Raw genomic sequence first — 12,601 nt, 5'->3', positions numbered from 1 at the left:
AGGGTCGTACCCGGTAAAAGGTAGTTCACACACTTCGGGTGAAATTAAACGGATCGCCCGGCTAGTTCCTCCATCGAACCGAAAACGGCAATTCCCCGTCGCCGGGCCTCAGTAATCATTTCGTCCGCACCCCGGGATGGCCCGCCAATTCGCAGAACGGCGTTGCAATGGGCTAGAAGGTCGACGGCGACCGGATGAAAAATCCGGTCGAAAACCGCATCGCCAAGGTGGCGGGAACCAGCAGCCTTGATCAACGGCAACGCGACCCACTCGCCCAGCATGGGCAAATGACCCATTTCGAGCAGTTGAAGGGCGGTTTGGGTCATCAAAAGAACATTATCTGCAATTTTTTCAGGATCATCGTTCGTGCCGGAGCGATACGGACCGGCCACCAATATCATTTTTTTCATTCGATCAGTTGGATTTTTTGAACCTTACGTAAACAAAGGTAATAAATTTGATCAATATTGATAAATTATGATCAAATTTGATTGAATACTTACGGATAACCCAGTTTAAATCTGATCTATTTATGGGCTTACTATACTATTAATTCTATCTTGTTTGAAAATTGGATGATAGATGTAAAATAGGCTGGCGATGAAGAAAATTGTGATTACGAGAAGTTTTTTAAAAAGACCGAATTTTGCCGTTTATTCGTTGCTGGTTGTCTTTGTCATTTTTGAAATCACCTATTGGCAACTTGTCCCCGGAAGAAAGCTGGATGCAGTAAGCAAGTATGAAGCTGGGCCGGAATTTCTTTACATAGTAATTCGAGGTGGCATTCTCCCGGAACTCGTTACGGTTTCGATTGTAGTTGCCTTGATCGATATCCTGCATAAGGTGCTGAAAATTAGCGCGATTGAGGTGTCCTGGCGGTCGTTGCTTCGCTATGAGCTTTCTTTTCTGCCCGTCATGTTGCTGGCTTTTTTTGTCTTTAACCCAATTACGCAATCCGTGCGGTATTTATTGGTTGAGTTTCCTGGTTATGATTTCGCGATTTACCGGGACCATTTCATTCTTGGCTCGTATACTTGGAAATCCTATTTTCAATACGTGTTTGCCGTCCTGCTGATGGGCTATTTCACGCTAAATAGCTCGCTTTTGCGCGATTTTTTAAAAACTAACCATGATTCGGTTGAGTAAATAAAAACCCCTCCTCAGCGCCAGAGGGGCAGCCGGGAGGGGATTTGGAATGATTGGCTACGGACGGTTACTGCTCCACTTCAACAATCATTTCCACTTCGACGGCGTAATCCGAGGGCAGGGCCGCTACCCCAACCGCCGACCGGGCATGCTTGCCTTTGTCGCCAAATAGCTGAACCATTAAATCCGAGCAGCCATTGACCACTTTGGGGTGATCGGTGAAGTCGGGAGTGGAGTTAACCATGCCGAGCACCTTGACAACCCGTTTGACTTTATTCAGATCGCCAATTTCGGCTTTCAGGGAAGAAAGCAGGCCAAGAGCCGAGAGCTTGGCCGCTTCGTAGCCCTGCTCAACGGTCAGGTCTTTTCCCAGTTTGCCTTTGATGCCGGTTCCGTCGGCCCGGTTTGAAACGTGGCCGGATAAAAACACCAGATTGCCCGTTCGAACGGCTTTTACATAATTCGCCAGCGACGCGGTGGGTTTAGCGAGTTCAAGGCCCTGTTCTTTCAATTTCGCTTCGACCGACTGGCCCACTACGGCACCCGAGTAGACGGAAATACTGATGACCAGAAGCGTACAGATTTTTCGCACAACGAGTAGAGTTTATAGAGTTAAACGTGGGTAATGCTTTACTGGTCAGGGATTTATCAGCTTCTCATTTCTTTCATAACCTGCTGAATGGTATCGACAAATTTTTCGGTCACTTCCCGTTTGGGCGTGGTGTCCCAGTTGCCGACCAGACCGTTACCGCCCAAATAGATGCCATCTTTTCGGGCAATGATGCTGGCTCCTCTCGCATTGAGTTTATACGTTACTTCGGGCTGGGGAATCAAACAGGCCAGCTGGCCGGAGATCGGCGTCAGTTCTTCATCATTAAAAATTTCTTTTGCTCCTAAACCCATGCAATTGACCACACAAAGCTCGGGTAAAGCATCGATATCTTCCAGCTTTTTGATCTCCTGAACCTTGATTTTTCCGCCCAGCATGATAAAGGTACTGAGTTGATGGTGAAGATAACTGGGAATGTTGAACATCATGCTCGACCGCCAGGAAACATACCTGGAGCCAAACGAATGTTCGTTCGGGCTGAGGTCCCTGCGCTCGGGAATCAGGCCCGCCAGGTGGTATACTTCGCCACCCAGCGCCACGTCCGTTTGCTGCCGGAACGGTTGGTCGCTGACCCCATATTCATCGACCCACGACACAATATCGTCCAGACCAAGCATAAACTGAAACCGCCGGAACGAAAACCGGGTGGCTTTTTCCCACAGATCCTGAAACTCCGGAGTCGCCACTTTCGGGTCACACACGCGCGAAGCCGGCGACCAGGTTCCTGTTGCCAGATTGCTCGTGACATTCGGGGGCAGGTCTTTGGTGTAGATGGTTACCTCGCACCCTTTTTCCTGAAGCAGCCGGGCCGTGGCCAGTCCAACCGTACCACTGCCTAAAACGGCTACTTTTTTTTCGCCGGTCGAAAGCACCAGCTCGCGGGCCAGATTGCCCGTTCCCCAGGAGAGCGACCAGCCGCTGCCGCCGTGACCGTAATTGTGCACAAGGGTTTTACTGCCCAGGGTTTCCTTCGCGATGCGGGGCCCGGAAGCCCGGAAAGGCCGTAACCCAACGGTTTCTTTCACGATTCGATCCAGGGAAAGCTTCAGTTTGGGAACGCGGTGCATAACCTGGGCCGATGATGCGTTGAATCGCGGAGCGCAGGAGGTTAGGCCGGAGGCCAGCGCGAGTGAACTCAGGCCGGCCGTGTTCAGAAAATTTCGACGGTTCATAGTCGTACACCGGACCGACTGCCCGGCTTTGGATAAGGTGATGATTGATAGGATAAATAACCCAGATAAGAGCATCTGGAGGAGTTGTATGCGGCCGGAATAAATCTACTATAATTTTTGATATATCAAAATAAGCTTTCGGAATTACCTAAGATATATCCTATTAATTTCTTGATTAGGCCAATTGGGTGAATTATTGTTTTTGTTGATCAGGAAGATTTTGCGAGTGATTGCATGCCCGCCTGGCACGAGCGAGTCAACCCTTTCTTCGTTCAAGGGATTCGGTTTCAATTAACGAGGAGCGGGCTGGCCGGATCGGCGTATAGAATCAGATTTAGTGCAGCCCGTAATCGGTCCTCCGGTGGTTTAAACCACCAGTGGGCTTTGTCGTTGACTGGAATGCCATCCCGCAAACGGTCTTAAAAAATCGTACTCTCTGGCAATTCTACTCATATCCCATCACTTCAACAGCGCCATCACAGCATCGTCGCCCATGACGGCATTGGCCGGGCGTGGATGAGCCTCATTGAAAACCTGCAAATCGGCGGGCTTTAAAAGAACGTTCGGGCTTTCGTCGATGTGGCCGTCTTTCAGTACTTTATTGAGATCGAGCTTCAGGTGTAACGCCAGAAACCGGTAGGCAGCCGCACGTTTGGAAGGGCCAAAATCGTGCTTTTCGTTCGGAAGGTGAACATTTTCGACCCGGTTTTTGGCGTTGTAAAAACCGTAAATGCGCTGAATATGAGGAAACTCTACATTCGGCGTATTTTTGGTCCAGTCTCCGCCGTCCGAAATCATGATCATGGGACGGGGAGCTGCCAGTGCGGCAATTTCGACGTTGTTGGTTTCAAAAGTGGGTCGTTTATGAATGGGCATCCCACTCTCGCAAATGCATCCGCCGAAAAAATGGGCCGAAACCATAACGACCGGCACCGAAACCTTAACGCGGGAATCCAAAGCCGTGAGCAAAAACGTCTGCGTACCTCCGCCCGATTCGCCCGAAACCGCCACCCGGTTGGTATCGACATCGGGCAGGCTGGTCAGAAAATCCAGCGCCCGGATGCTGTTGAGGGTTTGTAATTTAGCGGCTTCCGGAAGCTTGTGGTCACACTGCTTCGAGTCGCCGTATCCCAGCATATCGTATACGAACACAACGGCACCCATTTTGGCCATCGTGATGCACCGTTGTTGGGTCTGTTCCACAAACCGCGCATCGGCGTTGGCAACGTGGCCGTGCGGACAGAGAACAGCGGCCGTTTTTCCGGAAATACCGGCCGGTTTATACAGGTTTCCGGTTACATAAAAACCGGGCAAACTTTCAAAAGCCACGTTTTCGACGGTGTAACCGTCCATCTTCCGGAGGCTGTGGCGGATGGGGTTGAGAGCGGCAAATGCCGGTTTTTCCGGCAGCTTCAACCCCTCGCGGATGCCCTGCCGGATTTGGGCCGCCCGTTTTTCCCACGAAGCCCGGTCGGTATAGGCAAGGGCGCAATTCTGAAGCGCTTTTGCCCCGTCGGGTTCCGAAAAATAGGCCCCTTGCCGCAACTCGGGCCGGGCCGGATTGGGTTGGGCAAAAACATGGAGGGGTAAGGCGAGCAGCACACAGAGGGAGGTAATGGAAGAGCGCATTTCGGGTCAAATTTAGGGTTGTGCTAAAGTAAATGTTTTTGCCATGGAGACAAAATAAGAAGCAGGTTCCCGTGGACTAATCCCGTTTAAAACCGTTTATTTGCAGGTAAAATCAAAAACTGTACGTCTATGACTCCTTTTTTCAGAACCGTTTGGCTTTTTTCTCTACTGGTACTATCGGCTTTCTATGATGGTAAGGCGTAATCGACCCCAAAACCCAATTTTATCATCATTCTGGCCGACGATTTGGGCTATGGTGATCTGGGTTGTTATGGTCACCCGACCATTCGGACGCCCCATCTGGACCGGATGGCGACGGAGGGAACCCGGTTTACGCAATTTTACGTGGCCGCCAACGTCTGTACACCCAGCCGGGGGGCTTTGCTAACGGGACGCTTACCGGTTCGGAGTGGTCTGTTCGGCAAGCGGGTCGTGTTTTTTACCAACTCGGCCAATGGCCTGCCCCACAGTGAGATAACGATTGCCCAAGCCCTGAAAACCAAAGGGTATCAAACCGGGCTGGTTGGAAAATGGCATCTGGGGTCTCAGCCCGACTACTTACCGCTGAACTACGGATTCGATTCCTATTTCGGACTTCCGTATTCCAACGATATGGGAAAAGTGGGTGCGTTTTCGAGTTCGAACTCCGCCGGTTTGCCGCCCAATACCAACCCGCCGTTGCCGTTATACCGCAACAATCAAGTGATTGAAACCGAGCCTGATCAGCGGTTATTGACCAAACGCTATACCGACGAAGTGTTGAAATTTATTACGACCAACAAAGGCAAACCATTCTTTATGTACTACGCCAGCCCATTTCCGCATGTACCGTTGTATGCTTCTGACGATTTCAAAGGTAAAAGCAAACGGGGTTTGTACGGTGATGTGGTCGAGGAACTGGACTGGAGCGTGGGTCAGATTTTGAAGAAGCTGAAAGATCTGAAACTGGATAAAAATACCTTTGTCGTCTTTCTGAGCGACAATGGCCCCTGGCTGATTAAAAACCGGCTGGAAGAAGAGGGCGGTTCGGCCGGTCCGTTGTTTGAAGCCAAAGGGTCTACTTACGAAGGCGGTATGCGCGTTCCGGCCCTATTCTGGGCACCCGGAATTGTAAAAGCCAACACCGTATCGAGTGCCGTAGCCACCTCGATGGATTTATTTCCGACCATCCTGAAACTGGCGAACGTGGCACTTCCGAACGATCGGGTACTGGATGGGCAGGATATCAACGATCTGTTGACCGGCAAAAAAGAAAAGGGGAGCGAACTGGTCTATTTTTACGATTCAGACCGGTTGTATGCCATTCGGAAAGGGCCGTGGAAAGCGCATTTCACAACGCATCCGTCGTATTCGCCGGAGGCCCCCGTACCGCATGATCCCGCTTTGCTGTATAACCTGGAAGTGGATCCCGGCGAACGCTATGAGGTGGGTAAAAAACACCCGGAGATTCTGGAAGAGCTAAAAAAGGAGTTCGAAAAACACCGCGCGGGTGTGGTGCCGGTGGCGCCTTTGCTGGATGCTGTTGTAGAGAAATAGACGGTTTTACCGCAGAATACCGTTTACTTTGTGTTCCGGTAAAGCCGTTTCTAAATCCTGTTGTACAGACCGTATGAAAACGATACTCGCACTGCTGTTTCTGGCTACGACCTCATGGGCCAACGTTTCGCTGCCTTCCATTTTAAGTTCCAATATGGTGATGCAGCAGCAGACCGAAGTCACGATCTGGGGCTGGGCCGATCCGACCGAGAAAGTCACCGTTACGGCCAGTTGGGAAAGTCGGCCCGTCAGCACCACCTGTGCCGATAATGCCGTCTGGAAAGTGAGTTTGCGGACTCCTAAAGCCGGTGGACCCTACACGATCTCGATCAACGGGTACAACAAAATAGAACTCACCAACCTTCTGATTGGCGAAGTATGGCTTTGTTCGGGTCAGTCGAACATGGAAATGAGCGCGGGTGGTGGAGCAAAAGACGCCCGGGCGGAACTGCCTACGGCGTATAACGCAAACATCCGGTTTTTCAAAATTCCGAAACGGGCAACCGAATCGCCCCAGGTCGATGTGCGGGGCAACTGGGTGGTTTGCGACTCGCTGACGCTGAAGTATTTCAGTGCCGTAGGTTACTTTTTTGGGAAGAAACTCCAGACGACGCTGAATGTTCCCATCGGTTTGATCGATATGTCGTGGGGCGGTTCGTTCATGGATTCGTGGGTGCCCGAAACCGTCGCCATGCTTTATCCGGAAACCCGGCGTTCGGCCCTGGCGATGCCAAAAGCGCCCTGGGCACCCAACAAACCGGGTGTACTGTATAATGGAATGACCGCGCCCATTACCTCGTTTCCTATTGCCGGCGTCATTTGGTACCAGGGCGAAGCCAATCGGCATGATGCACCGGCGTATTATAAACTGACGCATACGCTGGTTGACTCCTGGCGGGGTGTCTGGCAGAAGGATTTTCCGTTTTATTACGTACAGATTGCTCCCTATACCTACGGTGATAAATACCAGACGGCAGCTACGCGTGAAAGCCAGACCAAAGCGATGGATATTCCAAAATCCGGCATGATCGTGACGACGGATCTGGTTGATAATCTCAGAGATATTCACCCGGCGTATAAAAAAGAAGTGGGTAACCGGCTGGCTAACTGGGCATTGGCGGAAACGTACGGACAAAATGCCGGACTTTATAAGAGCCCGCAATACCGCTCGATGCAGGTTGAAGGCAACAAAATCCGGCTGACGTTCGACAATGCACCCAATGGGCTCGTCAGTAAAGGATCTGAAATTACCGAGTTGGAAATTGCCGAAGCCGATAAGGTTTTCTCAAAAGCGCAGGCGCGAATCAAAGGCAATACGGTGGAAGTTTGGGCCGATAACATCAAAAATCCGGTGGCGGTGCGGTTTGCATTTCGCGACGCACCCGTACCCAATCTATTCAGTAAGGAAGGCTTGCCGGTCATACCGTTCCGAACGGATTCGTGGGATTTGGGGCTGAAACCGGTTACTAACCAGTGAAAAAAGTTGTGTCGCGGAGTTAAGCAGAGAGTAGGGAGGTAAGCAGAGTAAATAAGAAAAAATGACTCCGCTTACCTTCCTAATCTCCGCAGATCTCCGCGACACACTACCAGCCTAACTCATAACTCTTCACTCAATATCCCGGATTTTGGGTCAGGCCGGGATTCAAAGCTCTTTCGCTGGCCGGAATTGGGAATAACCGGCGGAAAAGTTCTTTATTATCTTTGAAACCCCAGGCATCTTCAAACTTGCCGAAGCGGATGAGGTCGTTCCGGCGCCAGCCTTCCCACGATAATTCGCGGGCGCGTTCGTCCAGTAAGTCATTCAGGGTAAGAGTCGTAACCAAATCCGTTTTGGCACGTTTCCGTAACTTGTTAACCAAAACGACGGGCGTTTGCAGCTCACCGGCGACGGTGGTAGGGGCTGCTCCCCGCAGGATGGCTTCGGCTTTCATCAGGTAAATGTCGGCCAGGCGGAAAACCGGGAAGTCGTTGCCCTGGTAGCGGGTGCTGGCGTTCGAATTCTTGTCGGGATAGAATTTTACCGACCGAATGCCTTTCGCCTTGGCCAGATCGTCGTTCCCCACATCCAGTTTGGCGGGAATCACAAGCGTCAGATCGGGCGAAAATTCGAGTTGCCATTTAATGGCAGTCGCTCCATCGGTACCCGCATAGGTTGCATCGAGTCCTTTTTTGGTGGTGTTGACCAGAATCGGGGTGCCGTCAAAGTTGAACTGTTTGCCCACCAGCCAGGTATCATTCCGAACATCGCCTTTCAGATTGAATTTGGCGTAAAATTCCTTGATCGTACTCATGGCGATACTGGGGCGGAACGGAATGCTGTATTTGGCCACCAGTTCCGGGTGCGTGGCAAACCGGGTAAAGTGGTTGCCCGGTACGACGTTGCCATCGTAGGGAATGGCAAAAATGATGTCTTTGATCTGGGGGCCATTATCACCCGCGAAAATGCTCTGGTAGTTGTCGTCGAGGGCGTATAACGAACCCGCTCCGGTCAGGATGGCGTCGCAGGCGGCTAGGGCATCCGCGTATTTTGGCGTACCTGTGTATACTTCCGCATTCAGATACAGCTTGGCCAATAGCGCATTGCCCATCCATTTGTTCACCCGCCCGTACGTCAGAGCGCCTACTTTGTCGTTCAGATTCGGGATCGATTCTTTCAGCTCTTTTTCAATAAACGCAAAAACATCGGCCCGTTTCGAAGTCGCCGGCAGTTTGGTATCGCCGAAAACCATAACGATAGGAACATTGCCGTACAGATCCATCATGTAAAAATGGAACAGCGCCCGCATGGTTCGTAATTCGGCGATTGCGGTGGTTTTGGCCGGCGAATCGGGCGACGCTTCGAACAGTTTGATGATGCGGTTGGCCGTATTGATACCACTGTAGCCCCATTGCCAGACGCTGATCACGTTGGTATGATCGATGGTCCAGTTGTGCTGGTGCAATTGGCGGTATTGACCTCCATCGTCGAAGTTACCGTCCCGAGCCGGGATTATGGCTTCATCGGTCGAGAGCGTCTGCATCCGCCAGTATTCAACGGCGTAGCTTACACCGGCCTGGTTATAAGCCAGTTGGGTATAAACCGGACCGCTGGCCGCCACAAATTCTTCCGCTGTTTTGGGGAAGTTCGAATCCGTTAGTTCCGATTCGATTTTTACATTGAGGTCGCTGCACCCGCTCCCAAGGAATCCGAGTGAAAGCACCATCAACGCAAGTTGTATCGTTTTCTTTTTCATGTTTTTAGAATCGTTTTCAGTTTTCTGTAAACGGTTTTCCGCCGGGACTAACGCGGGTTTTGCTTATGTTTTCATGCGTGCGGCAGCCACCGTACACCGTATACCGTAAACTGGATTAGAATGTAATGTTAGCGCCCAGCACAAACGAGCGGGTTTTGGGGTAAAAATTGTTGTTGTCGATTCCCGGTGTAATCCCGCCTAAGTTCATTTCCGGGTCGATACCGCGGTACTTCGTGATCACGAACAGGTTGCTGGCCGTTACGTACACCCGTAGGTTGCGAATGGCCGGCGCACCGGTTTTGATCGTATACCCCAGCGTGGCATTATCCAGCCGCAGGTAGGAACCACTTTCCAGATACCGGTTTGAAACCAGATACGAGTTGATGTCGGCAAAGGGTTCGTCGAGCACAATCCGCGCCTGGTTGTAGGAGTTGGCATCACTCGGGCCGTTCAACTGCGCCAGCGATGCATTCAGGATTTTGTTCCCCGTAACGCCCCGTACAAAAATGTTCAGGTCAAAATTGGCGACGGTGAAACTGTTGTTCCAGCCGTAAATCAGTTTCGGCTGAGCGCTGCCGCCGATCACGAAATCGTCGGAAGTCGGCGAGGTCGTCAGTGTGCCGTCGGCTTTCCGGAATTGCGATATTCCTTTTTCATTTTTACCCGCATACTGCCACAAATTGAACGTGCCGATTGGGAGCCCTTCTTTCACAATCTGCGACGAATTTCCCGATTGGCCCCGGCCACCGACAAAGGCTGTCCGGATGAAATTCAGCGTAAATTTGTCATTCGACAACGTGGTGATTTTATTCACGTTATGCGCCAGGTTGAGGCTGCTGCGCCAGGTAAACCGACCGGTTTTGATCGGCGTGGCCGACAGACTCAATTCCACACCTTTGTTGCTCATCTTCCCGGCATTGGCCGTCAATGTACTGACGAAATACTGCGTAGTTGACACCGGATACGTCCAGATGAGGTCCGAAGTCAGTTTGTCATAGTATTCGAGCGTACCGCTTACCCGACCTTTCAGAATACCGAAATCAAGCCCGACGTTGAGCATGGCTGTTTTTTCCCATTTCAGATCCGGGTTTTCGTTCTGGGTCGGACCAACGCCGTTGATGTAGCTGCCGTTGTAGTAGAACCGGCCCGTCGAACCGTAGCGGAGAATGGAAACGAACGGATCGAAGCCCAGCGAATTCCCCGTAACCCCATATCCGACGCGCAGTTTAAGATCACTGACCGCCGTGACGTTAGCCATAAAGGGTTCCTTGCTGATCTGCCAGCCCGCCGAAACCGTTGGAAACAAGCCCCACTGGTTGTTTTTTCCGAAAGCGGACGAGCCGTCGCGACGAACCGAAGCCTGGAGCTGGTATTTTTCGTTGTACTGGTAATTGATCCGGCCGTAATACGAAATCAGGCGCAGGGTTTTGATAACCGTATTGCCGAAGTCGGAGACGAAACCGAGCGGTGGGCTGCTCAGACCCAGGTTGTTATACAGCAAGGCATCCGATACGAAACCCCGTGTCGACGTCTGAAAGCCATCGCCCTGGCGGTCTTGCTGCCACGAATAGCCGGCCAGCAATTTCAGGTCATGGTTGCCAAACTGCTTGTCGTAATTGAAATACGACTCGATGATTTTCTTGGTATTGGCGTAGGCCGAACGAATGGCGATCCCACCGGTGGTAAGGGCTCCCTGGGCGTACCGATTCGCGTAGTAGTTATAATTGATCTGCTCATCCTGAATGGCCAGGTTGGCGTTGTAGAACAGATTCGGCAGAATCTCGGCCTGGATTTTTCCGTTCGCCATGAAGGTTTTGGTCTTCCGGTTTTCGGTAATGCTTTCGATCAGGGACACCGGATTGGAGTTGCCCCGACCAAAGTTTTCCTTGAACGTGCCATCCGGGTTCCGAACGTTCACCGTTGGCAGATACCGAACCATATTTTCATAAACGCCACTGGGAATGGTTTTGGCGGTATTGAAGGTATTTCCTACCGAAAGATCGAGCCGCAGCCGGTTGTTGAACGCTGAATGCTGTACGTTGGCCCGAATAATGGTCCGTTCCCGCGAGGACCCGCGCAGGACGCCGGGATTGTCGAGGTAATTGACGCTGGCACCGTATAACGTATTGTTGCTGCCCCCCTGAAACGAAATGGTGTGGCTGTGCGAAACCGGACTGCGCATCACTTCCTTCTGCCAGTCGGTATTGACGTTGTCTTCATCTGCCGGCGCCAGAGTTTTGCCGTTGGCTTTCAGGTACGACCGGATTTCGTCACCCGTCAACACATCGATGCGGTTGGAAACCTGCTCGAGGGCGGTATAGCCACTGTACGTCAGTTGGGATTGACCCGCTTTGGCCCGTTTGGTGGTAACGATAATAACGCCGTTGGCGGCCCGCGCTCCGTAAATGGCGGTGGCCGAAGCGTCACGCAGTACATCGATCGAAACGATATCATCCGGCGGAATCAGGTCGATGGACGCATCGGGCACCCCGTCGATTACGTAGAACGGCTGTTGGGCCGCCCCTTCGCGCAGGGTTGAAGGACCGCGTAAGGTGACGGAAGGGGTGCCGTTGGGGTCACCGGAGCGGGTGATGTTCAGACCGGCCACTTTGCCTTGCAGCAATTGGGCGGGTGACACCACGACTCCGCGGTTGAAATCTTCCGGTTTGATGGAGGCAATGGAACTGGTCACCTCCCGTTTCGACAGACTTCCGTAGCCCGTTACGACCACTTCACTCAGTTGCTTCAAATCCGGAGCAAGCTGGATGTTGATGACTGGTTTGCTGCCAACGCTTACTTCCTGCGAAAGATAGCCGACATAAGAAAAAATCAGAACGGACTGGGGCCCGGCCACGGTAATGGAATACTCGCCCGAAGCGTTGGTGGCCGTACCGGCGGTTGTTCCTTTGGCGATGACGGTTGCGCCCGGAAGGGGCTGGTTTTTTTCATCGGTAATCTTGCCCGTAACCGTTACCTGGGCCGCCTGGGCGTGGGTGGCTGATCCGCCTTTGCCGGGCAGGATGGTGGCCTGAGCGGGTAGACCCGCGCAGAGCAGGGCCAGAGCGGCCCAGCCCGCCGGGCGAAATGGTTTACGTAAAATTGGAGGCATCATTTGAAAAGGGGTTTGATTTTTAATTGGTTCGTACGGTTTTGACTGCATGTTAGACGCAGCTTGGCCGAAAAGTAACCTTTTCGGAAGGGCAGTTCCTGCGTTTATTCGGGGCAAAGGTACAGGAAAGGGTACTTGACGGGTATTTACAGGGCGTTAAGGTTTA

The 12,601-nt window shown here is 52.0% G+C and carries 9 protein-coding genes; 3 read left to right on the top strand and 6 right to left on the bottom strand.

The window, feature by feature from the left end:
• Positions 1 to 44 precede the first annotated feature (44 nt).
• Positions 45 to 410, bottom strand: coding sequence for a DUF4406 domain-containing protein (locus EHT87_RS06535; protein ID WP_124905016.1), 366 nt, complete (start codon positions 408 to 410; stop codon positions 45 to 47).
• A 190-nt stretch (positions 411 to 600) separates the two neighbouring features.
• Here EHT87_RS06535 and EHT87_RS06530 point away from each other — a divergent pair, with 190 nt between their 5' ends.
• Positions 601 to 1,146 carry a hypothetical protein gene (locus EHT87_RS06530; protein ID WP_124905014.1) on the top strand — a complete coding sequence of 182 codons (546 nt, stop codon included), beginning with the start codon at positions 601 to 603 and terminating at the stop codon, positions 1,144 to 1,146.
• 67 nt (positions 1,147 to 1,213) lie between these two features.
• Here EHT87_RS06530 and EHT87_RS06525 read toward each other — a convergent pair whose 3' ends face one another.
• From EHT87_RS06525 to EHT87_RS06515, 3 genes are all read right to left on the bottom strand, one after another.
• The gene (locus EHT87_RS06525; protein WP_124905012.1) at positions 1,214 to 1,738 is read right to left on the bottom strand and encodes a RidA family protein; all 525 of its coding nucleotides are present in this window, start codon (positions 1,736 to 1,738) and stop codon (positions 1,214 to 1,216) included.
• Positions 1,739 to 1,794: 56 nt separating this feature from the next.
• Positions 1,795 to 2,928: an FAD-dependent oxidoreductase gene (locus EHT87_RS06520; protein ID WP_124905010.1), complete on the bottom strand. Its 1,134-nt coding sequence runs from the start codon at positions 2,926 to 2,928 to the stop codon at positions 1,795 to 1,797.
• Positions 2,929 to 3,387: 459 nt separating this feature from the next.
• Complete coding sequence (locus tag EHT87_RS06515; RefSeq protein ID WP_124905008.1) at positions 3,388 to 4,557, bottom strand: alpha/beta hydrolase family protein; 1,170 nt, start codon at positions 4,555 to 4,557, stop codon at positions 3,388 to 3,390.
• A 225-nt stretch (positions 4,558 to 4,782) separates the two neighbouring features.
• Between EHT87_RS06515 and EHT87_RS06510 the strand changes: the two genes are divergently transcribed.
• A complete protein-coding gene (locus tag EHT87_RS06510; protein ID WP_124905006.1) occupies positions 4,783 to 6,093 on the top strand; it encodes a sulfatase family protein in 1,311 nt (436 codons plus the stop codon).
• 73 nt (positions 6,094 to 6,166) lie between these two features.
• Positions 6,167 to 7,570, top strand: a complete 1,404-nt coding sequence (locus EHT87_RS06505) for a sialate O-acetylesterase (RefSeq protein WP_124905004.1) — start codon at positions 6,167 to 6,169, stop codon at positions 7,568 to 7,570.
• Positions 7,571 to 7,703: 133 nt separating this feature from the next.
• Here the strand turns inward: EHT87_RS06505 and EHT87_RS06500 are convergent, their stop codons facing one another.
• Both EHT87_RS06500 and EHT87_RS06495 read right to left on the bottom strand, forming a co-directional pair.
• Positions 7,704 to 9,326: a RagB/SusD family nutrient uptake outer membrane protein gene (locus EHT87_RS06500; RefSeq protein ID WP_124905002.1), complete on the bottom strand. Its 1,623-nt coding sequence runs from the start codon at positions 9,324 to 9,326 to the stop codon at positions 7,704 to 7,706.
• Positions 9,327 to 9,441: 115 nt separating this feature from the next.
• Positions 9,442 to 12,438, bottom strand: a complete 2,997-nt coding sequence (locus tag EHT87_RS06495) for a SusC/RagA family TonB-linked outer membrane protein (RefSeq protein WP_185716151.1) — start codon at positions 12,436 to 12,438, stop codon at positions 9,442 to 9,444.
• Positions 12,439 to 12,601: the final 163 nt, after the last annotated feature.

The organism is Larkinella knui (genome assembly GCF_003858645.1).
In the GTDB taxonomy this organism is placed as follows: Bacteria; Bacteroidota; Bacteroidia; order Cytophagales; family Spirosomataceae; genus Larkinella; species Larkinella knui.
This window is presented reverse-complemented; position numbering and strand designations above follow the sequence as displayed.

What these genes read in the sequence shown, in the direction of transcription:
- EHT87_RS06505 (WP_124905004.1), top strand. Translation starts at nt 6,167, where the DNA reads ATGAAAACGATACTCGCACTGCTGTTTCTGGCTACGACCTCATGGGCC.
- EHT87_RS06515 (WP_124905008.1), bottom strand. Translation starts at nt 4,557, where the DNA reads ATGCGCTCTTCCATTACCTCCCTCTGTGTGCTGCTCGCCTTACCCCTC.
- EHT87_RS06520 (WP_124905010.1), bottom strand. Translation starts at nt 2,928, where the DNA reads ATGAACCGTCGAAATTTTCTGAACACGGCCGGCCTGAGTTCACTCGCG.
- EHT87_RS06495 (WP_185716151.1), bottom strand. Translation starts at nt 12,438, where the DNA reads ATGATGCCTCCAATTTTACGTAAACCATTTCGCCCGGCGGGCTGGGCC.
- EHT87_RS06535 (WP_124905016.1), bottom strand. Translation starts at nt 410, where the DNA reads ATGAAAAAAATGATATTGGTGGCCGGTCCGTATCGCTCCGGCACGAAC.
- EHT87_RS06500 (WP_124905002.1), bottom strand. Translation starts at nt 9,326, where the DNA reads ATGAAAAAGAAAACGATACAACTTGCGTTGATGGTGCTTTCACTCGGA.
- EHT87_RS06530 (WP_124905014.1), top strand. Translation starts at nt 601, where the DNA reads ATGAAGAAAATTGTGATTACGAGAAGTTTTTTAAAAAGACCGAATTTT.